The sequence below is a fragment of the Mammaliicoccus stepanovicii genome (genome assembly GCF_002902525.1).
GTDB lineage: Bacteria > Bacillota > Bacilli > Staphylococcales > Staphylococcaceae > Mammaliicoccus > Mammaliicoccus stepanovicii.
Window position 1 is genome coordinate 38,397 of record NZ_PPQZ01000003.1, and the last position, 22,368, is coordinate 60,764.

At 31.8% G+C, this 22,368-nt stretch carries 23 protein-coding genes; 6 read left to right on the forward strand and 17 right to left on the reverse strand.

Annotated elements, in window-relative coordinates; translation table 11 throughout:
• Window positions 1–4: 4 nt before the first annotated feature.
• The 13 genes from uvrB to CD111_RS00360 all read right to left on the reverse strand — a co-directional run bounded on the left by uvrB (window position 5) and on the right by CD111_RS00360 (window position 13,570).
• Window positions 5–1,987, reverse strand: a complete 1,983-nt coding sequence (gene uvrB, locus CD111_RS00300) for an excinuclease ABC subunit UvrB (protein WP_095089212.1) — start codon at window positions 1,985–1,987, stop codon at window positions 5–7.
• Between the two features lie 130 nt (window positions 1,988–2,117).
• On the reverse strand, window positions 2,118–2,348 hold the full coding sequence (locus CD111_RS00305) for a CsbA family protein (protein ID WP_095089214.1): 231 nt from the start codon (window positions 2,346–2,348) through the stop codon (window positions 2,118–2,120).
• 5 nt (window positions 2,349–2,353) lie between these two features.
• Complete coding sequence (locus tag CD111_RS00310) at window positions 2,354–3,007, reverse strand: HD domain-containing protein (protein ID WP_095089216.1); 654 nt, start codon at window positions 3,005–3,007, stop codon at window positions 2,354–2,356.
• The gene (locus CD111_RS00315; RefSeq protein WP_095089218.1) at window positions 3,007–3,582 is read right to left on the reverse strand and encodes a TlpA family protein disulfide reductase; all 576 of its coding nucleotides are present in this window, start codon (window positions 3,580–3,582) and stop codon (window positions 3,007–3,009) included. The genes CD111_RS00310 and CD111_RS00315 overlap by 1 nt, the downstream gene beginning before the upstream one ends.
• A gap of 121 nt (window positions 3,583–3,703) precedes the next feature.
• On the reverse strand, window positions 3,704–4,621 hold the full coding sequence (locus CD111_RS00320) for a LysM peptidoglycan-binding domain-containing protein (RefSeq protein WP_095089221.1): 918 nt from the start codon (window positions 4,619–4,621) through the stop codon (window positions 3,704–3,706).
• A gap of 505 nt (window positions 4,622–5,126) precedes the next feature.
• Window positions 5,127–5,447 carry a cytochrome c551 gene (gene cccB / locus CD111_RS00325; RefSeq protein ID WP_095089223.1) on the reverse strand — a complete coding sequence of 107 codons (321 nt, stop codon included), beginning with the start codon at window positions 5,445–5,447 and terminating at the stop codon, window positions 5,127–5,129.
• A 205-nt stretch (window positions 5,448–5,652) separates the two neighbouring features.
• A protein-coding gene (gene prfB, locus CD111_RS00330; RefSeq protein WP_103268482.1) for a peptide chain release factor 2 occupies window positions 5,653–6,763 on the reverse strand; the annotation gives its coding sequence in 2 pieces (ribosomal slippage) (window positions 5,653–6,690 and window positions 6,692–6,763; 1,110 coding nt in all).
• Between the two features lie 12 nt (window positions 6,764–6,775).
• Window positions 6,776–9,307, reverse strand: a complete 2,532-nt coding sequence (gene secA, locus CD111_RS00335) for a preprotein translocase subunit SecA (RefSeq protein ID WP_095089227.1) — start codon at window positions 9,305–9,307, stop codon at window positions 6,776–6,778.
• Window positions 9,308–9,477: 170 nt separating this feature from the next.
• Window positions 9,478–10,044 carry a ribosome hibernation-promoting factor, HPF/YfiA family gene (gene hpf / locus CD111_RS00340; protein ID WP_095089229.1) on the reverse strand — a complete coding sequence of 189 codons (567 nt, stop codon included), beginning with the start codon at window positions 10,042–10,044 and terminating at the stop codon, window positions 9,478–9,480.
• A gap of 66 nt (window positions 10,045–10,110) precedes the next feature.
• Window positions 10,111–10,548, reverse strand: coding sequence for a ComF family protein (locus tag CD111_RS12410; protein WP_158245672.1), 438 nt, complete (start codon window positions 10,546–10,548; stop codon window positions 10,111–10,113).
• Window positions 10,549–10,772: 224 nt separating this feature from the next.
• Window positions 10,773–12,059, reverse strand: a complete 1,287-nt coding sequence (locus tag CD111_RS00350; RefSeq protein WP_103268483.1) for a DEAD/DEAH box helicase family protein — start codon at window positions 12,057–12,059, stop codon at window positions 10,773–10,775.
• 55 nt (window positions 12,060–12,114) lie between these two features.
• Window positions 12,115–12,981: a fatty acid kinase binding subunit FakB1 gene (gene fakB1 / locus CD111_RS00355; protein WP_095089233.1), complete on the reverse strand. Its 867-nt coding sequence runs from the start codon at window positions 12,979–12,981 to the stop codon at window positions 12,115–12,117.
• A gap of 73 nt (window positions 12,982–13,054) precedes the next feature.
• Window positions 13,055–13,570 (reverse strand): hypothetical protein, encoded by a 516-nt coding sequence (locus CD111_RS00360; RefSeq protein WP_095089235.1) that lies wholly within the window; start codon window positions 13,568–13,570, stop codon window positions 13,055–13,057.
• An 80-nt stretch (window positions 13,571–13,650) separates the two neighbouring features.
• Here CD111_RS00360 and CD111_RS00365 point away from each other — a divergent pair, with 80 nt between their 5' ends.
• The gene (locus tag CD111_RS00365; protein ID WP_095089237.1) at window positions 13,651–14,301 is read left to right on the forward strand and encodes a YigZ family protein; all 651 of its coding nucleotides are present in this window, start codon (window positions 13,651–13,653) and stop codon (window positions 14,299–14,301) included.
• A gap of 2 nt (window positions 14,302–14,303) precedes the next feature.
• Here CD111_RS00365 and CD111_RS00370 read toward each other — a convergent pair whose 3' ends face one another.
• The gene (locus CD111_RS00370; protein WP_095089239.1) at window positions 14,304–15,362 is read right to left on the reverse strand and encodes a glycosyltransferase family 4 protein; all 1,059 of its coding nucleotides are present in this window, start codon (window positions 15,360–15,362) and stop codon (window positions 14,304–14,306) included.
• A gap of 247 nt (window positions 15,363–15,609) precedes the next feature.
• On the opposite strand from CD111_RS00370, the gene gdpS reads away from it, so the two are divergent.
• The 4 genes from gdpS to pepT all read left to right on the forward strand — a co-directional run bounded on the left by gdpS (window position 15,610) and on the right by pepT (window position 19,397).
• On the forward strand, window positions 15,610–16,680 hold the full coding sequence (gene gdpS, locus CD111_RS00375) for a GGDEF domain-containing protein GdpS (protein ID WP_095089241.1): 1,071 nt from the start codon (window positions 15,610–15,612) through the stop codon (window positions 16,678–16,680).
• 208 nt (window positions 16,681–16,888) lie between these two features.
• Window positions 16,889–17,656: a threonine/serine exporter family protein gene (locus CD111_RS00380; protein WP_095089243.1), complete on the forward strand. Its 768-nt coding sequence runs from the start codon at window positions 16,889–16,891 to the stop codon at window positions 17,654–17,656.
• A gap of 13 nt (window positions 17,657–17,669) precedes the next feature.
• Complete coding sequence (locus CD111_RS00385) at window positions 17,670–18,134, forward strand: threonine/serine exporter family protein (protein ID WP_095089245.1); 465 nt, start codon at window positions 17,670–17,672, stop codon at window positions 18,132–18,134.
• A 36-nt stretch (window positions 18,135–18,170) separates the two neighbouring features.
• A complete protein-coding gene (gene pepT, locus CD111_RS00390) occupies window positions 18,171–19,397 on the forward strand; it encodes a peptidase T (protein WP_095089247.1) in 1,227 nt (408 codons plus the stop codon).
• A 61-nt stretch (window positions 19,398–19,458) separates the two neighbouring features.
• Here the strand turns inward: pepT and CD111_RS00395 are convergent, their stop codons facing one another.
• A complete protein-coding gene (locus CD111_RS00395; RefSeq protein WP_095089249.1) occupies window positions 19,459–20,589 on the reverse strand; it encodes a glycerate kinase in 1,131 nt (376 codons plus the stop codon).
• A gap of 96 nt (window positions 20,590–20,685) precedes the next feature.
• Window positions 20,686–21,006, reverse strand: a complete 321-nt coding sequence (ytxJ, locus tag CD111_RS00400; protein WP_095089251.1) for a bacillithiol system redox-active protein YtxJ — start codon at window positions 21,004–21,006, stop codon at window positions 20,686–20,688.
• A 156-nt stretch (window positions 21,007–21,162) separates the two neighbouring features.
• Here ytxJ and CD111_RS00405 point away from each other — a divergent pair, with 156 nt between their 5' ends.
• On the forward strand, window positions 21,163–21,402 hold the full coding sequence (locus CD111_RS00405; RefSeq protein WP_229726463.1) for a hypothetical protein: 240 nt from the start codon (window positions 21,163–21,165) through the stop codon (window positions 21,400–21,402).
• A 47-nt stretch (window positions 21,403–21,449) separates the two neighbouring features.
• Here CD111_RS00405 and CD111_RS00410 read toward each other — a convergent pair whose 3' ends face one another.
• The gene (locus tag CD111_RS00410; protein WP_095089254.1) at window positions 21,450–22,337 is read right to left on the reverse strand and encodes an EMYY motif lipoprotein; all 888 of its coding nucleotides are present in this window, start codon (window positions 22,335–22,337) and stop codon (window positions 21,450–21,452) included.
• Window positions 22,338–22,368: the final 31 nt, after the last annotated feature.

The window sequence follows — 22,368 nt, forward strand, 5'->3', positions numbered from 1 at the left end:
TCAGTCACCTTTCTGCTTTTAATTCGAATAATATATCTCTTAATTCTGATGCCTTTTCGAAGTCTAATGCTTTCGCCGCTTCTTTCATCTCTTTATCAATACGTTCTATTGTTTTTTCTCGTTCTTTCTTCGTAAGTTTCTTAGGCGCTTTCTTCTTGTCTTTTTCGTTTGTTTCATCCGTTTCTACGGTAGCTGAAATGACATCTCTAATTTGTTTATTGATTGTTTTTGGTGTAATGCCGTGTTCAATGTTATATGCATGCTGTGTCTCTCTGCGTCGTTCCGTTTCATCTAATGCAATTCTCATTGAATCCGTTATTTTGTCAGCATACATGATAACTTTACCGTGATCGTTACGTGCAGCACGCCCAATCGTTTGGATAAGTGAACGCTGTGACCTTAAGAAACCTTCTTTATCTGCATCCAAAATTGTAACAAGGGATACTTCTGGAATATCTAAACCTTCTCTTAGTAAGTTTATCCCTACTAAAACGTCATAAACACCTAACCTTAAATCTCTTATAATTTCTATACGTTCAAGCGTTTTAATTTCTGAATGTAAATAATTCACTTTCACGCCTGCTTCTTTTAAATAAGTTGTTAAATCTTCACTCATTTTCTTTGTAAGTGTCGTAATCAATACACGTTCGTTTCTTTCAACGCGTGCATTGATTTGTTCCATTAAATCATCAATTTGATTCTTAGTTGGTTTCACTTCTATCACAGGGTCTAATAAGCCTGTTGGTCGAATAATTTGTTCCACCATTTCATCAGTATGTTCAATTTCAAATGGACCTGGTGTCGCTGAAACGTATACTAGTTGTTTTGTTTTTTGTTCAAATTCTTCAAACTTAAGTGGTCTATTATCTAAAGCACTTGGTAGTCTGAAACCATGTTCTACTAATACACTTTTACGTGCTTGGTCACCATTATACATGCCTCTAATTTGTGGTAGCGTAACATGTGACTCATCTATCATAACTAACCAATCATCACCAAAATAATCCAACAACGTATAAGGTGTAGAACCTTTAGGACGTAGTGTTAAATGAACAGAGTAGTTTTCAATTCCTGAACAAAAGCCCATTTCTCTCATCATTTCTAAATCATAATTTGTTCTTTGCTCAAGGCGTTGTGCTTCTAATAATTTATTGTTGCTTCGAAGTTCTTCTAGACGCTCTTTTAATTCTGCTTCTATTCTTTCAATAGCAACTTTCATTTTCTCTTCACGTGTTACGAAGTGAGAAGCTGGATAGAATAAGAAATGTTCTCTTTCTGCCATGACTTCTCCTGTTAAATAGTTAACTTCTCTGACACGGTCTATTTCATCTCCAAAAAATTCAACACGAACACATAATTCATCTCTTGATGCAGGAAATATCTCAACAACATCTCCTCTTACTCTAAACGTACCACGTCTAAAGTCGATATCATTACGTGAATATTGGTTATCAACGAGCTTTCTCAATAACTCATTTCTTTCCATTTCCATTCCAACTCTTGTGCTTACTACTAAATCTTTATATTCTTCTGGATTACCTAAACCGTAAATACAACTTACACTTGCTATTACAATAACGTCATCTCTTTCAAACAATGCACTTGTTGCAGAATGTCGTAATTTATCAATTTCATCATTAATAGATGCATCTTTTTCTATAAATGTATCGGTTTGAGGTACATATGCTTCAGGTTGATAATAGTCGTAATAACTCACGAAATATTCAACTCTATTTTCAGGGAAGTACTCTTTGAATTCACTATATAATTGGCCTGCTAAAGTCTTATTATGTGCAATGATTAATGTAGGTTTTCCAACTTCTTTAATGACATTACTCATTGTAAATGTTTTACCAGTACCAGTCGCACCAAGTAAAGTTTGGTGTCTTTTCCCATCATTGATACCTTTAACGATAGCTTCAATGGCTTTAGGTTGATCACCTTGAGGGGAATAGTCTGAATGTATTTTAAAAGGAAAATGTTGCATAGTAACCTCCTCGAATTCTTAAATATATAAATATATTTTATCAAAAATTTGTAAAAATAACCAAACATTTGTTCGTTCTTAATAAAAAAAGATAAATAAGCGAAAAAATCATCATGATTTTCCCGCTTATTTATCTTGATTCAATTTTCTCTATGTCTAACACGTCTACTATATAAAAACCTACTACTAAGCTAATAACATCTAAAAAGATGATTAATTCATTATGAAAAAATCCTTTATAAACTGATGCGCCAATAATAATAGTAGAAACGAGTAATCCTACCCATTTATTATGAACAATTTGTGTAAATAAAATAACCATCAAACAAGGAAGAAACAAAGCGAGAATTGGCCAAATCATTCAATTCACAATCTCCTTTTTATTTCACGTTTTTCAAGAATTGACATTGTTATTTCTCTTAATTCTGAGCGCGGAATAAATTTTTCTTGCAACATATCTGGTAAGATATGCTCTATAAAATCTTGCACTGAAGATAAATGATCAAATTGCATAATTGTTTCCAATGAACTTTCGTATATTTCAAAAAACAATGGTTCTGGATTACGTTTTTGAATTTCACCAAAAGATTCATAAAGTAAATCAATTTTATCTGCAACACTTAAAATTTGTCCTTCAATACTATCATCTTTACCCTCTTGTAGTCTATGTCTATAAATTTCTTGATATTGTTCAGGAAATTCTTCTGTAATAAATTTTTCTATCATTTCCTCTTCAACTTGGGCAAATAACTTTTTAATTTCATATGATGCATATTTAACGGGTGTTTTAATATCACCAGTAAATATTTCTGGATAATCATGATTTAGAGCTTTTTCATACACTAATTTCCAATCAATTTCTTGACCATTTTGCTCTTCTACAGTTGCTAAATACTGAGCAATTTTTGTCACTTTAAAAGAATGTGCTGCAACATTATGGTCCTGATATTTAAATTTTCCAGGACATCTAATTAATTTCTCTAAATCTGACAAACTTTTAAAATATTGATGTACACCCATTAATGTTCCTCCTTAACTTGTGAAACAAGATTATGTAGCGTTTTTTCAGTTAATTCACCTAAATATACTTTTTGAACTTTTCCTTCTTTATCAACAAATAAAGTGGTAGGAATATTATATGTCTTGAATTTCTTTAAGAAATCATCTTCTGAAACATACACGTTGTAGTTTACGTTTACATCCTTTAAAAGTTGTTCTGCTGGTTTTCTCTTATCTTTCACGTTTAAACCGATTAATTCAACGCCATTTTCTTTTTTCTTTGAAAATTTTACAAGTTCTGGCATTTCTCTCTTACAAGGATCACACCATGAAGCAAATAAATTTATAACCGTTATATCATTTTTAGATGTTATTGACTTTAAATCCGTTTCTTTCAAATCTTGAAATACTTTTACTTTCTCATCGTTAACCGACATACCTGTTGCTGGATGACTATTTTGAAATGTTCGCTTCCCTTGTTGTTCTTTAAATTGTTCTTTCGTTTGTTCTTCATTAATTCCTATTACTTTATATATACTTATTCCAATTATACTAACTAAAACTAATACCAGTATGATTCTTAACCATTTTTTCATATTTTCAAACCTTTGCTACTCATTTACGTTTATTATATCAAGTTAAATAATAAAAAAAAGCAAATAGTTAAAATTCTTATATCGAATTAACTACTTGCTTAAATTAAATTTACATTTACGTCTAGTGAATATAATTATATGAACCTGCTGCTGAAGCAGAAATTGTTCTTGATGAAACAACACCTACACCTTGGTAGTTCATTTCTGAAACGCGAACTGAACCATCTGAATTAACGCCTTCAACATATGCAACATGTCCATATCCACCAGCTGTTGTTTGTAATATCGCACCAGCTTTTGGTGAATTGTTTACTGTATAACCCGCACTTGATGCTGCACTTGCCCAGTTATTTGCATTTCCCCATAAGTTACCAAGATCAGGACGTTTACTAAATGCATAGTATGTACATTGTCCAGCAGTATAAAGGTTAGCACCTCCACCACTTGTTGGTCTACTGTATGAAGTTTGTGAAGTTTGGTAATTATTTTCGCTATGGTTTCCACCATTATCTGTGTTAAATGTTGGTGTTGAATATTGAGTTGTTGTGCTTTCTGAATTACTATTATATGTTGTTTGTTCTCTTATTACATTATTTGAACCTTCAGTAATAGTTTCTGGTAAATTGATTGTAAACTCAGTTGGCTCAGCAGTAGCTGCTTGTGTAGCATCGCCAGTAGTTACTTGAACGTCTTTTGAAATAATAAGTTTGCTACCTAAAACAATAATATCTGAATCTAAATTATTCCATTGTTTTAAGTCAGATACAGTAACATTAAACTTCTTAGAAATTTTGTTTAACGTATCTCCTTCACGTACAGTGTATACATCATCTTTTAAAACTTGAATATTTTGTCCCGCTGTCACATCTAAAGTAATATTATTTAACTCTTTAAGTTCAGAAATAGATGTCCCGTAAGTTTGTGCAATTGATTCTAATGTTTCTCCCGGCTTAACTTCATGTTGTGCAGCAGATACTGTATCTTGAGGTATTGTTGTTAATGCAGTAACTGATGCAAGCGTAATTAAAGTTTTTTTCATGATGAAAATCCTCCTGAATAGATTTATTGAATTATATATTTTTATTAAATAGTGTGTTCTACAACTTATATTGGAAATAATACCACAAGAATAATCCCCATATATCATTGTTACATATTCGTAATATAACCGTTAAGATTCTATAATTTATCAGATAAATATGTTACTTAAAGGCGACAACATGCTACTTATAGCTATTAAATATATACAGAATCGCACTTTATAATCGTTTTATTATCCATTTTCCATTATGGTTACTTTTTATAAAAAATATCCAATTTGTATTGTATGAAACAATCAATTTTAAACTTGAATATAAATCAATATGTCATATATATGAAAAATACTATCTATTCTAATTGGTTTAAATTTAGGACTCTCTATTTGTTAGATTTCTGTAGTAATATGCCTCATCCAAATATAAATACACAACACAATAAGAGGCCAAGACATAATATATGTCTCAGCCTCTGTTATAGTCATGCAGTAATATGATTATATATTTTTATTTTTGTTCAGATAACCATTTAGCTACTTCTTTGGCATCTTTACCTTCTAATACTTTGCTTGGCATACTACCTTTACCTTCATTAATAATCTTTTCAATTTCAGATTGAGAAAGTTTAGATCCAACCTTTTTTAGAGAAGGTCCTGATGCTCCTTCTAAGTCTTTGCCATGGCAACTTACACATGAATTATTTTTAAATAGTTCCTCACCTTTTGAACTGTATTCTTCAGTTTTCTTATCTCCTGAAGATCCCCCGCATCCAGCAAAAATGATTGTAGACAATGCAACTAATGAAATTATTCCAGGTTTCAATTTCATGTTTTACACCCCTTTTATAATGATTATGCCTTTATTTTACCATGTTCTCATGAGTTTTACATCAGTTTTGTGCATAAATTCACATACATATTAAGATTGCACCTTTTTGAACTATTTATTTATAAGCACATAAAAACAGACATTTCGCGAAGTTTCTAAGTATAAAATTCTCAACTTAGATGTAACTTACGAAATGTCTGTATAATTAATTATGATTAATTTGGCTTCTTAAAAATGCATCGATGAATGGATCTATATCACCGTCCATTACTGCATTTGAGTTACCTGTTTCTTGATTTGTTCTATGATCTTTTACCATTGAGTATGGATGGAATACGTATGAACGGATTTGACTTCCCCATCCTATTTCTTTTTGTTCGCCCCTAATTTCATCGAGTGCAGCCGCTTGTTCTTCAAGTTCTCTTTGGTATAGTTTTGCCTTTAACATTTTCATAGCTTGTTCTCTATTCTTGATTTGTGAACGTTCGTTTTGGCATGTTACGACAATTCCGGTTGGTTGATGCGTAATACGAACAGCTGAATCTGTCGTATTAACATGCTGACCACCTGCACCAGAAGCTCTGTAAGTATCTACAGTTATATCTTCAGAATTAACTTCGATTTCAATTTTTTCATTATTGAATTCAGGCGTGACATCGCACGAAACAAATGATGTATGTCGTCTTCCAGATGAATCAAATGGTGATATACGTACAAGTCTATGCACACCTTTTTCAGCTTTGAGATAACCGTAAGCATTATGACCTTTAACGAGTATCGTAACACTTTTAATTCCTGCTTCATCTCCAGGTTGATAGTCTAAAGTTTCTACTTTAAAGCCTTTATGATCTGCATATCTTTGGTACATTCTAAGCAACATTGCACCCCAGTCTTGGGATTCAGTTCCACCTGCACCAGGATGTAATTCTAAAATTGCATTATTCGCATCATGTTCACCATTAAGTAATAGTTTTAATTCGAATTGATCAATGTCAGTCTTTAAAGTTTTCAAATCTTCTTCTAGAGATTGATGCATTTCTTCATCATAGTCTTCTTTTAATAATTCCACTGTTGTTAACAAGTCATCTGTTTGTGCTTCTAAACTGTGATAGTCTTCCACAACTGATTTCAATGCATTATTTTTATTAATGATATCTTGTGCTTTATTTTGATCATCCCAAAAACTAGGATCTACCATCATTTCTTCATATTCTTGAATGTTCGTCTCTTTGTTTTCTAAGTCAAAGAGACCCCCTGATGTTAGATAGTTTCTCATTAAATTGATTTAGTGTTTGTCTGATTTCAGTTAATTCCATAAACTTACTCCTTTATGATTGGCCGTGACAGTTTTTGTACTTTTTACCGCTTCCACATGGACAAGGATCATTGCGACCAACTTGTTCATCTTTCACAATCGGCTTCGGCTTAACCTTTTCTTTGCCATCGTTAGCGCTAGCATGTTTAGCTTCACCAATTTCAACTTGTTCACGTTGTACATGTTCTCCACGATCTATTGTAGATTTTAAGATATATTTACTCACTTCATCTTCAATTTCATTTAACATCGTTTCAAATAAATCGAGACCTTCATTTTGATATTCACGTAAAGGATTAATTTGTCCGTAAGATCTTAAATGAATACCTGTACGTAATTGATCCATTGTATCAATGTGATCTGTCCATTTTCTATCGATTGTTCTTAATACAATCATACGCTCAAATTCAGACATTTGATCATCAAAGTCTTCAACTTGTGATTGATATTGTTGTTTAATTTTCTCAAGTACAACTTCAACTATATCTTCATAATCTTTACCACGTATATCATCTAATTTAAGCATATCTGGTTTTAAATATGAATCTTCTATGAAATGTAATAATGCTTCATAATCGATTTCTTCTTCGTTTGCGACTAAGTGATAATTCACGCCACGCTCAACTGAAGATTTAATCATATCTTTAACAATGTCTTGGACGTCATCTTTTTCGATGATGTCATTTCTTTCGCCATATATAATTTCACGTTGTTTTCTTAATACATCATCATATTCTAATAAACGTTTACGAGCATCGAAGTTGTTACCTTCAACACGTTTTTGAGCTGATTCGACTGCTCTAGACACCATTTTAGATTCAATAGGTGTGTCATCATTCATACCTAATTTACCCATTAATGATTGCATTCTTTCAGAACCAAAGCGCACCATTAACTCATCTTGTAATGATAAATAGAATCTACTTCTACCTACATCACCTTGACGACCTGAACGACCTCTAAGCTGATCATCGATACGTCTTGACTCATGTCTTTCCGTACCAATTACTGCTAGTCCGCCTAACTCAATTACACCTTCGCCAAGTTTAATATCTGTACCACGACCTGCCATGTTCGTCGCTATTGTAACTGCGCCTTTTTGACCAGCATTTAATATAATCTCAGCTTCTCGCTCATGGTTCTTAGCGTTTAACACATCATGTCTGACACCTTTTTTCTTTAATAATTGAGATATATACTCACTTGTCTCAACGGCTACAGTACCTAACAGAACAGGCTGACCTTTTTTGTATAATTCAATTACATCTTTAACGACTGCATCAAATTTTCCTTTTTGAGTAGCAAAGATTAAATCTGCTTCATCAATACGTTGGATAGGTCTGTTTGTCGGAATTTGCGTTACTGTCATATTATAAATATTTCTAAATTCTTCTTCTTCTGTCTTTGCAGTACCTGTCATACCAGATAATTTATTGTACATTCTGAAGAAGTTTTGGAAAGTAATAGATGCCATTGTTTTAGATTCATTTTGAATTTCTAAACCTTCTTTGGCTTCAATGGCTTGATGTAACCCATCTGAAAAACGGCGTCCAGGCATTGTACGACCAGTAAATTGGTCAACAATCATAATTTCGCCTTCATCTACTACATAATCTTTATCTTTAAGCATCGTACGATTAGCTTTTAATGCAATATTAATATGATGCATTAAGTTAACATTTTTCACATCGAATAAGTTATCAATTTTAAACATACGTTCTGCTTTATCAATACCTTGTTCTGTTAGTGTAATTGCTTTTGTCTTCTCATCGTAAGTAAAATCATCTTCATCTTTAAGCATTTTCACAAATACATTTGCTTGTGTATAAAGTGTAGTTGATTTTTCTGCTTCACCAGAAATAATAAGTGGTGTTCTCGCCTCATCAATTAATATTGAATCGACCTCATCAATTATGGCAAAGTTTAACGGTCTCATAACACGATCTTTCTTATAAGTAACCATATTATCTCTTAAATAATCGAAACCGAGTTCATTGTTTGTACTATACGTAATATCTGATGCATACGCTTTTCGCTTCTCGTCAGTATCATAAGCATTTAAGTTCAACCCTACTGATAAGCCTAAGAAATTGTATAGCTGTGCCATTTCTTCACTTTGAGAGCTCGCCAAATACTCATTGACTGTAATGACATGGACACCTCTACCTGTTAACGCATTTAAATATACAGGCATTGTTGCTGTTAATGTTTTACCTTCACCTGTTTTCATTTCAGAAATATCGCCACGATGTATTGCAATACCACCCATAATTTGAACTTTGAAAGGTGTCATCTGGAATACACGTTTCGATCCTTCCCTTACAATGGCAAATGCTTCAGGTAAAATTTTGTCTAAATATTTTTCTTGTTTTGAATAATCTTCTATTTCTGCTAATTCTTTTTTAAATTTTTCTGTTTTTTCTCTTAATTGATCATCTGTTAATTTAGCTATTTCATCTTCTAAATGAATAACTTGATCTGCTAACTTTCCGAGTGATTTAACGACTCGTTTGTTACCATCTGCTATTTTTGATAAAAAACCCATTTTGTTCTCTCCTTCAACTAGGAAACTAGTAATCTTACAACAATATATCATACCACTTTTTAGACTATTTTTATACTATTTAAGATTACCACCTATGTAAATGAAAAGCTATTATTACAAAAGAAACTGATGCAGTGTTACTGCATCAGTTTCTTTAATAATTATGTTCGTTATTGTATTGATGTTTCGATTAAACCATATTTACCATCTTTACGTTTGTAAACAATGCTTGTAGCATCTGTTTCTGCATCAGTGAAGATGTAGAAATCATGACCTAATAAATTCATTTGTAATACTGCTTCTTCAGAATCCATAGGTTTAAGTGCGAATTGTTTAGAACGAATAATTTCAATTTCATTATCATCTTGCTCAGGCTCTTCTGGTGCTGATTGTTCTACACCAGCAGCAAATACATCCTTTTCTCGTCCTTTATCACGATACTTTCGATTAACCTTAGTTTTGTATTTACGTACTTGTCTTTCTAATTTGTTTGTTATCAAGTCGATTCCAGCATATAAATCTTCATGTCTTTCTTCAGCTCTTAAAGTAACATCTTTCAATGGAATAGTTACCTCAACTTTACTGCGAGAATCCTGATAAGTTTTTATCTTAACATGAGCTATTGCCTCTGGGACATTAGTGAAGTAACGTTCAAGCTTACTCACTTTATCCTCAATATAATTTCTTATCGGATCAGTTACTGTGATGTTTTCACCATGAATTTCAAATCTGATCATAAAGCACCGACTCCTTTAACGCTCTATTTCTATTGTCTTTCTTCCTACTCCTATTTTACCATTTTTTTATCCTCTTGCAAATGTTAAGGCATCTACTTTTCTGATTTTTCTCATAAATAGAAGTTCCGCCATTTGGTGGATTGTAAGGCCTGTCGTATAAATATCATCTACTAATAATATACGCTTGTTCTCTAATGGTATTTCTCTTGTTATTTCAAATGGATTTTGCTGATGTGCGCGTTCCCTTTTAGATAAATCTGATTGTTTTCTTCTTTCTTTTGTTATGAAGATTTGCTGATATTGTATATGTTGTTTATCCAAAACATATGCAACATGATCAAAGGTTCTATTCTTTAATTTATTAATATGAATTGGCGCAGGAATCACAATGTCATATGATAATGTTAGTTTTCTTGGAATAGTATATATATCTGAAAGTGCGATGTCTCCATTCGATTTATATTGATGAATTAGTGATTTAACTACTCCTTTATAGTCATACAATGTAAACAGTTTATTGATTAGCGTGTATTTGTTTGATAGCCAAAGACAATCTAAGCATTCAACTTCTTCTTGTGCTAATATTTTTAAACATCGTTCGCATCTATCTACACTTTCATCAAACGTTAATTTACCCTTACATGTCGAGCATATATTCAAAGGTCTTTGAAACAAATTTAATAAATGAATGGACTCATTTATTGGATTAAGGCATATAAGACAATTATTTATATTAACCACCCTTTCTGTTTTGCTAGATTATTCATTTGAATTATTTCATGTTTAGCTCTGATCATATTTTTAGTTATTCCATTGTGATAGCACATAACTTTTCCATCAGGTTGTTTAACTTTTCTACCAACTCTGCCAGCTATTTGTATGATAGCGCTAGAAGTAAACATATCTGATCTTACAATAATGACATCGAGGTTTGATAATGTTATGCCTCTTTCTAATATTGTTGTTGTAAAGATGATATCTATTTTATTTTCTCTTAATAGCTTCACCTTCTCATGACGCAATTCATCGATGCTCGATACAAATTCTATTCTTGCAAAGTGATATTTATATATTGCATAAACTGTTTTCATATATTCAATGTCATGAAAAAACACAAACGTCTTTCGTCCTTGTTCTATTTGTAATTTCAATGTCTTTAAAAATTTATGATTTAGTTTAGTTTCTTTGATCTTATTATAAATAAATACCGGTACAGGTAATGGATGTTTATGATAACGTGCTGGTAATTGTATGATGTCTGAAGTTTTAAACAGTGAACGTAATGCCTGATTTGGTGTTGCAGTTAAATATATATGACTTGATTGTTTGCTTGAAGCTTTTCTAATTGTTGTCATCAATTGATTATCCATTTCTAATGGAAAAGCATCTACTTCATCTACAATTACAACATCAAAATGATTTTCATAACGCATTAATTGATGAACTGTTGACACAACAAATGTGCTATTAAATTCTGCGAACTGACCTTCATACATCAAATCAATATCTTCATCTTCGAATGCTTCTTTAAGCCTTAAATACACTTCTTTCACTACATCTACACGAGGTGATACTATTGCGACATTATCTCCTCTTTGTCTCGCTTTAGATATACCTTCAAATATCATTTCAGTTTTTCCAGCACCCGTAACTGCATATAATAATAAATTTTTATACTGTATGATCGCATCACAAACTTTTGAAGATGCCATAAGCTGTTGCTCACTTAGTTCAAATGTTAAATTATAAAAGCCTTTCGTTCTTTCATGGTGACTTTCTATAACATAAATATCTTTACAACTTTGAACTTTACCTAAATTGATACAATATCGACAATACACTGTCATCTTGTGACAATGATGGCAATAATATTTCATAAACAATGACTGATCTTTGTTTGTGCATTGATTGCATACATATTTCCTATTTTGAAACATAACGCCAGGTATTTTCTTTAGTATTTTTTCGGTTGTGATACTTTCTAAGTTGTGACATATTCTACCGTAATATTTCATCTTTCCTCCAATAAAAAAGCACAAAAAGCATATGCTTTTTGTGCTGTAGTATTATTTATATAGATAAATCTAAAGGTTCAGTCGTAAATCCTATACCGAGTGCACCTTCACCAAGGTGTGTCCCTATGACAGGTCCAAAATAACTCAATATAACATTTGCTTGTGGAAATTTACTTTCTATTTGTGATTTCCATAACTTCCCGCTTTCTTCATCATTTCCATGAATGACAACAATAGATAAATGTTTACTTCCGCCAACTTCTTTTTCAATTTGTTGTTCAATTTCTTTCATTGCTCTCTTCTTCGTTCTAACTTTATCATAAGGAACAATTTGAGTATCAACAAAATGCAAAATTGGTTTAACTTGTAACATCGTACCGACAAGTGCTTGTGCACCTGATAGTCGTCCGCCTTTTTTCAAGTTGCTTAAATCATCAACTATGAAATATGCATTAGAGATTGCTTTCATATTCTCTAAGTGTTCTAAGATGTTATCTATAACTGTCATACCGTTTTGAATCAATTGGCATGCTTTTAATGCATAAAAACCTTGAACAGTACAAGAAATTTCAGAATCAAACGGATGAACTTTAATACCTTCAACCATTGAGTTTGCGGTTAAAGCACTTTGATAAGTACCACTTATACCACTTGATAAATGAACAGCAATCACATCTGTATATCCTTCTGCTTTTAGTTCTTCTAATAACGCTACGTAATCACCCATAGCTGGTTGAGAGGTAGTTGGAAGTTGTGATTCTTTCTTCAATTTACTATAAAATGTTTCCGTACTTATGTCCGATAATTCTCTATACGTCTCACTTCTAAATATAACATTCAATGCTACAGTTCTAATATTATATTTAGTTAAATATGCATCATCTAAATATGCTGTTGAATCTGTAATAACAGCAATTTTCATAAAGTTATCCTCCTAGATTCTTTTCCAAATTAATCATATCGAATAATGTCTTATTTGAAAAGAACTTTATAAACTAAATTGCTGCTTGAGACATTTTAGAGTATTTATATTTGCCATCTTTTTTTACGAGTGTCACAACTTCATTAAATGATTTCTGTTCATCTTTCCCACCATTTTTGGGATGCGCTGTAGTATCAACGTTATAGAATACGACAACTTCATTATTTTTTTCTTTTAAAAACTTAATGTTTTTAATTTTTTTATCAAATTGATAGTTTTTAAGGGTATCTTTCAATACTTTTTCTTCTTCTTTTGCATTAAGATGTTTAGAATCATGATCTATCGTTTCTATGTATGCTTCTACATTACCTTCATTCAATGACTTTCTATTTTGTTCGATGACGTCTTTTACTGCTTTTTCAGTATCTTTGTTAACTTTTATTGTTTTTTTAGGATTTCCTTTATCATCTAATAAAATACCTTTACTTTCTTTAGCATTATCAGTTGAAGGCTTCTCTTCTTCTTTGGAACCACAAGCAACTAATACTAAACATACAGATAAACATAATAGTAATAATTTATTTTTCAATTCATACATTCCTTTCCGGACTTTTTTCAATAGTATATAATAATCGTAACAGATAATGACGTAAAAGGAGAAGTATTATTATGTCCGAAGGTCTCATCACTATAAAATCAAGTCACGAAACAGAAATTATTATTAATAAGTCTCGTTTTATTGCTAGCATTCAACCAGTTGAATCAGAAGAAGAAGCAAAAGCATTTATTCAACAAAAGAAAAAAGAACACCACGATGCAACACATAATTGTTCAAGTTACATTATAGGCCCCACTATGCTTATTCAAAAAGCCAATGACGACGGAGAACCATCCGGAACAGCAGGTGTTCCGATGTTAGAAGTATTAAAAAAACAACAACTTCACAATGTAGTTGTTGTCGTAACAAGATATTTCGGAGGTACTAAACTTGGCGCTGGAGGATTGATAAGAGCATATGGAAGTGCTGTTAGTCAGGTGATCAATGAAATTGGGCGTATCATTTTGTTAGATGCTATACCATTTGAAGTCACAATAGACTATGATCAAACCGGGCGCTTTGAACATGAAATACAGCAAACAGAATTTAGTCTTGTAAATACTGAGTATACTGACAAAGTTAAGTATACTGTTCATGTCATCGCATCAGATGAAGAAAAATTTATCGCATTTTTAAATGAAATTAATCAAGGGAAATATATATTAAACAAGCAAGATATGATCGCGTTACCATTCCCTTACAATAAAAAAGAAGAACGCTAACATTAGCGCTCTTCTTTTTTATATCTAGTTCTCGTTAATAAATTCAATATTGGTCTGTAATTCACATTGATGAGTCCTGTGAATTCTACAATGAGTTCAATCGTGATTAATATCATAATGAACATCATCAATACACCATATGGTGGTGACAAGTATAATATGACACTTGAAATACTAAATAAAATTGCAATCATATAAATAAGTACGACTGTCTGCCTATGTGTATATCCTAAGTCCAACAACCTGTGATGTAAATGGGACTTATCGGCTTGAACAATAGATTGACGATTATGTAATCGACGGATAACAGCAAATAGCATATCTATAAATGGGACAGCTAGTATAACCATTGGGAAGAATAAAGAGATTAATGTAATATTCTTAAATCCTAGCAATGATAAAACACCAATTATATACCCTAACAGCAGTGCACCACTATCTCCAAGGAATATTTTAGCTGGATGAGAGTTGAATACTAAGAAACCTAATAAGGAACCAATTAATACACTACAAATCATCATGATAAAAATATTCTGTTGTAATATCGCGATAAAACCAATCGTTACTAATGCGATACAAGAAATACCTGAAGCTAGACCATCTAATCCATCTATTAAGTTAATGGCATTCATAACAGCAACTACCCAGAATATCGTCATAGGTATACTGAAGATACCAAATTCAATAACAATACCGAATGGAAGCGTTATAAAGTCAAGTGTTATATGATTAAGTACAACAATTAATGAAACAGCAATTTGACCTGCAAGTTTAACAAGTGGTTTCATATCGTATAAATCATCCACTAAACCAATAAGGTAAATCGTAATACCACCTAATATAATAGGAATCGTTTCATGTTCTACGGGTTTACCCCACCATAATCCTATGAGAAATGATAATAAAATAACTGATCCACCTAATACAGATACTGGCTTTGTATGTACTTTTCTAATGTTAGGCATATCAACTGCACCTATTTTCTTAGATAGCACGATAACTAGCGGTGTAAGTATTAAGCTGACAATCATTGTTAATAAAATGAGTTGCAAAGTAAACATAGATTCACCTTCGTCTTATGATTGAAGAAACAAATGTAATTAAACATTACTTTTAGAATAGCAAAAATTTTTGTTTCATGCTATAAAAACAATAGTTTATCATAGATGTATATCGTTTTTAAAATTATATTCCAAGTGTGATTGTGAAAAATGAAACTTTTTTTACAAAATATCCTTTAATATCGTGACAAAAGCAATCTAATAGATTACAATATCATATGGCTTACTAAAAGAAGGATGGTGCTAAATGATACAAGCAATTATATTTAATATTTCAGTCACGATTGCAGCATTTTACCTATACCATCGTATACAATATAATGAAACAAGAACTGTGACTTTTTCACAAAATTACATAACCCTTTTAATGACAGGTGTATCTATATTATTAATTTCTAATCCAATTCAACTTCATAACTATGAGATATCTTTAGGTTTTATACCGTTACTCTTTTTAGGTAGATTCACAAATTTATTCTACACCCTTTTAAGTGCAGGCGTGATTATACTCGTAGATATTTTCGCTTTTGGAACACCATTTTTAGATAATCTACACCTATTAATCATAGCTGTTGTTATTGGCGTTATTGGTCCATTTCTTAAACAAAGTGACTTCGTTTGTATACAACTACTATATTTAATTAGTATTATTATTATTGCTATAACATTAATCTTTTCAAACCCAGATTCATGGCTAAATGAATGGTTGTTTCTAGTACCCATTTCATTTATTCTAAGCATTGTAAGTGCTAGTGTTTATCGTGATATATGGATACTTAAAAATTTAATATCCCGCTATGAAAATGAAGAATCTATAGACTATTTAACAGGTTTAGGTAACGTAAAAGAATTTGACCGTTATTTAAATCATACAACTGAGTTAGTAACAGAAAACAACCAGTCTATGGCATTATTATTAATAGATATTGATGGATTCAAAGATGTTAATGACGAATTTTCTCATAAATCTGGTGATGCTGTTCTAAAACAAATGTCCCAGTTATTAATAAACTACTTACCTCATGGTGTTAAAGCTTTCAGAAATGGTGGAGAAGAATTTTCCATTATATTAATGGGTGAATCTTTAGATAGTGCCATTAAATTAGCTGAAAGTATTCGAGATAGCGTTCAGCAATCAACATTCCATTTGCCAAATAAAGAAACAATAAAACTTTCTGTATCTATTGGTGTAGGTTATTTAACAGAAGATGACAACAAATCAAAACGTCGCGTATTTAAAGATGCAGATGATATGTTGCACGAAGCAAAGTTACAAGGTCAAAATAAAGTAATGTTTAACCCGATTATCAAATTATAAACATACAGCTAATCATAAATTTGAACGCGCTGGATAAAATGGACAAACCTGAATAAAATCTCTTGATTTTTTCAGGTTTGTCTATGTTTTTAGGTAGACACCTCCTGCTACGAGGAGGATAATCAAATATATGTTAAATTTAATATAAATCTCTCAACAATCATGTTGGTTGTTTTTGCTTTTATAGATTAAGAAACTGGAGGTTATTATGGAAGAAATACAAGACTTCACTATTATAGATGAGAATAAAATAATTGATGTTGTCATGACTGCTGGTCGCATTCTATTGGAAAGCGGCGCTGAAACTTACAGAGTTGAAGATACAATGACAAGAATTGCAACGAGTTATGGTTTAGAACACACACATAGCTTTGTAACTTCTACTGCTATTATTTTCTCTCTTAATGACAGAACAAATACGAGATTAATTAGAATAGATGAGCGTACAACTGATCTTGAAAAAATCTCTTTAACTAACCAAATTTCAAGAAAAATTACAAATAACGAATTAACTATAGATGAAGCAAAATCAGAGTTAATTCATTTGCACCATGCTTCATTGCAGTTTCCATTTTGGTTAAAAGTATTAGCGGCAGCTATCGCATCAGCATGTTTTTTACCTATGTTTGGTGGTAAACAAGCTGAAGTTATCCCATCATTTATTGCTGGTGGTACTGGTTATTTAACGATGTCATTCGTACATAATACGATTCGTATTAAATTCTTTTCAGAATTTATTAGTTCACTCATCATTGCAACGATTGCGACCATAAGTGTTAATTTCTTTATAGGTGTCAATTTAAGTTTGATTACAATTGCTTCTGTTATGCCATTAGTACCTGGTGTACTCATCACAAATGCGATTCGTGATTTAATGGCAGGTCAGCTATTAGCAGGAATATCAAAAGGTGTTGAAGCGGCATTAACAGCTTTTGCTATAGGTGCTGGCGTTGCAATTGTATTATTACTTAGTTAAGGAGGTGCTTTAAATGTTAGATTATATTTATCAAATATTATTAAGTTTTACAGCAACATTGTTTTTCTCGGTCATATTTAACGCACCTAAGCGACTATTAATAGCATGTGGCGTAGTTGGTACAATAGGATGGATGATCTATACAGTCTCACTTGATTTTGGGATAGATAAAGTTCAAGCGTCATTTTATGGCAGTTTCGCTTTAGCATTAATGAGCCACATCATGAGTCGATATTATAAACGCCCTATGATCATCTTTATTGTTGCTGGAATCATTCCTTTAGTACCAGGAGGTCTTGCGTATGACGCAACTAAAAACCTCGTTATAAACAATTATGATGTAGCAATTAACACTACTTTACAAGCGACGCTTATATCAGGCGCGATAGCATTCGGAATATTATGTTCTGAAATCATCTTCCAAATCTATATGCGTTCAAAGCATTCCTTTGCGTCAAAGAAGCAAAAAAGCGTATAATAATGAAATAAATAGATGCAAAAAGGAGCGAGCACTTTGAAACAAAGCCTAATTAATAGATTGGAACGATACGTAAAAATCGACACGCAAGCTGACCCTACAAGCGACGTAACACCTTCAACAGAAAAACAATGGGACTTAATTCATTTACTCAAAGAAGAAATCTCAGCATTAAACCTTGAAGTATCTGTTGATGACAAAGGTTACCTTATGGCAACATTGCCTTCTAATACAAATAAGAAAGTACCAACAATCGGTTTACTTGCTCATATAGATACATCTCCAGATTATAACGCGAGTAACGTTAATCCAGTAGTGATAGAGCAATATGATGGGCAAGATATAAAGCTTGGTCAAACAGATAAAGTACTTAGCCCAACAACGTTCCCTCAACTTAAAGATGTTATTGGTCATACATTAATGACTACTGATGGAACATCATTACTTGGTGCAGATGATAAAGCTGGTGTTGTTGAAATTATGGAAGCCATTATTTACTTAATTGAGCATCCTGAAATTAAGCATGGTGATATAAGATTTAGCTTTACACCTGATGAGGAAATTGGTCGAGGACCACATCATTTCGATGTTGAGCGCTTCAATGCAGACTTTGCTTATACGTTAGACGGTAGTCTTGAAGGCGAGTTACAGTTTGAAAGTTTCAATGCTGCATCTGCAACCGTAACAGTTAAAGGTGTGAATGTTCATCCAGGATCTGCTAAAGATGTTATGGTGAATGCTAATACTTTAGCAATGGCATTCAATGATCAGTTACCAAAAGATGAAGTACCAGAACATACTGAAGGGTATGAAGGTTTCTATCATTTAACGAATATGAATGGAACAGTAGAAGAAACAACTTTACATTACATCATTCGTGATCATGATCAATCACAATTCGAAAGAAGAAAAAATCACTTACTCGATATTGCTACTTTATTAAATTCGCAATATGATTCAGAGTTAATTAGAGTAGAACTTAAAGATCAATACTTTAATATGGGTGAAAAAATCAAACCTCATCCAGAACTCATTGATATCCCTGAAAAAGTAATTCAATCATTAGGTATTAAACCTATCATTGAACCAATTCGTGGTGGTACAGATGGCTCACAATTATCTTATATGGGATTACCAACACCAAACCTATTTACAGGCGGTGCAAACTTCCATGGTCCATTCGAATATGCATCAATCGATGTAATGGAGAAAGCCGTGCAAATGATAGTTGGGATCGTATCAGAATTTGAAAAACAAGCGTAACGATAACAATTGATATACAGACAAAGGTCCGAGACAAACATAAATGTCTCGGACCTTTAATTTATTTAGTATTTAAGTTTGATTTTAATAATCTTAATGCTTGTGTTGTAAGATGTCTTAACATGATACCCATTTCAAAGTCACTCATCGTATATTGATCTTTATTTAACACTTTAAACATTGCGGTTGTATCTTGTTCTACATAATGATCAAATTTTTCATCAGTTGCACAAATAGCGATGTTTAATTTTTGATGTTTTTGGCATAATTCAGCTATTCGTACTGATGTTGTTTCTAGTAATTGTTGATTCGGATTTAACCCTTCACCAAATACGACTAAATCAGCTTGGCTAATTAACTTATCAAGATATGTTAATTCATTAACGACATCTCCACCAGTAACAAGTTCTGCATCATATAATGTATTCAAAACCGCGGCTATCCCGCTTCCTGCTCCGCCTCGTTCTGGTTTACCTAATAGTATACGATGTTGGCTCTTGAACAATTCGCTAATATACCACATCGCATTATCTATAGATACTGCATCATTATAACTAATTTGGTTTAATTCATGTTCTTTCATGACTCTACTAGCTTTACCATAGTATTTCGATTCAAAATCTGTAATGACTTTAATATTTTTGTCTTTCAATCGCTTATCTAAATCATATAAATCAATCGTTCTAATATATTTAATCTTGTTAGCACCTTCACGCACATCGATTAACATACCTTCGGCGTCATAGAATTTCGCACCTAAAGCTTGTAACATCCCTATTCCACCATCATAACTATGGACATCTCCTACTGAAATAATCATGTCTTGTTTATCTTCAGTCAGTGCGCTTAACAACATTTCGCCTAATCCATATGAAGACGTATTAAGTGGACTTGCTATATCTTCATCAGAAGTTAATACTTTTCCAGCTTCTATAACAATAATATTATTCTCTGTCACTGCATATGAAGAAGTTTTAGCTTTCATATAAGCATCGTGATGGTCTACTGAATACTTCGTTCCAGATTGCCATAATAATATAGAATCCATTACTTCTCTCTGACCATTAAATAAAGGGACTTGAACGATATCCGCTTCAGTCAATTGAGTCTTTATTGCTTCTTCGACAAATCTATTTGCATGGTAGCTAGATAATATACCGTCAAACTCGTCCATTGCAACTAATACTCTCATAATTTTCACCTCATGCTTTTTATCATATTTCATTATACTTGTTTTTTTCATATTTAACAAAAAAACAAACAGTCTCTAAAGACTGTTTGCCAAATTTTATTCTTCTGCTTTCGATAAACTTGCTACTGTGATATTTTCATGACTCTCATTCCAGCTTACATTCCCGTCTACAAAATAAAAAGCTTGAGGAGATTCATGTTTAACGCCAGTTTTGTTAACAATATAATCAGATAATTCTCTTTCTTCTTGTACAATTAAGTAGTATCCATCCATATCTCTCTCATATAAGAACTTATTAAATTGATCATATGCACTTGCCGAAATTGGGCAAGTACTACTATGTTTCATAACAAATACGTTTGGATTATCATTGAGTACTTTTTCAAATTGATCGATGGAAGTTAATTTCACGACCATTTTAATTCACCTCTATCGTAATTTAACCAATACAATTGAAAACTATAACATCTATCCTTATATATGGCAAATTCTATTTTATCTTATATATCTTTACCCGTATTCCATAATATTAACCACAACTTATTTTTGGTATACTATAATTATGTCTTGGAGGTGATCATTTTGACAAAATCTGCTACACCTATTCTTATAAAAAGATGGGGCATGATTGATACGATAAATGCATGTTTACTCATTATATCTATACTGTTTTTATTCGATTTTAAAAATCAACCTGCATTATCATATATCTTAATTGTTGCCTTCTTTATTTGGCTTATTTCTCTCGTTGGTAAAAATATTTACTTATCAAAAACGAATAAAAATAAGTCCACCGATAATAAGAATAAATAAAATACACGCACCGTTAAAAAGTATTGATAACTTTACGGTGTGTGTATTTATTTTTCCAGTCTATTTATTGCTTTTTCGTATTTTTCATCTCTACCTAATGTTGTCAACTGTGTGTTGATGCTACTTGGTGCTGCTATTTTTTGAAGTTTATCTTCAATCATGATGCTGTTTTTTCTTTCTTGATAATATTTAATTAATGTATAATACATCTCAATTTGTGACTGTCTCATTCTATTCACTTTATTGGACGAAATATTTAATTGATTCAATGATTTAATATCTTTCTTAAATATAGGTACTACTTCATCATCAATATAGTCAGACTTCTCATTTGCAGAATGTGTTTCATTTAAAAATTTTGCTTTCCCACTTAATTCTTCGCTATTTTTATCAATTACTGTAACTAAAGACTCATAATCCTCTTTATCATCGGGATTATTTTTAGCGAGTTTTGCATTTTTCTCTGCATCAGATTTATTCTGTTCGAACACTTTCGTGTATTGTAAAATCTTTTCATTTGAATGTATAGATTGCTTAAATAAAGTGACATACTTGTTTAATTCTGAAATGATATTCTCTTTATGCTTAACATTATGAATATAAATATCTTGGACTTCTTTCACTTCATCTGTCTTAGTATCAATATGTTTAACTTGTTTTCTTAAATCCTTTATTTCTGGTAATATATCTTCTTCAAGTTTATTTTGAAATTGATTTAACTCATCTTGTTTTTCAACAGTTACTTCCGTACCTATTAATTGGTCTAATTGTTCTAAATTAAGTGTTCCAATATCATTTTTAATTGCATCCTCTTTATTATATAATGGTTTCATTTCACGTTTATATTTTTTTAAATCAGAATCAATTTCATTACTACACGCTACCAAAATCAATACAAGAATAAACAACATTATGTAAAGTGATTTTATTTTCATCGTTGCACCTCTATTTCACTTGTATTATACA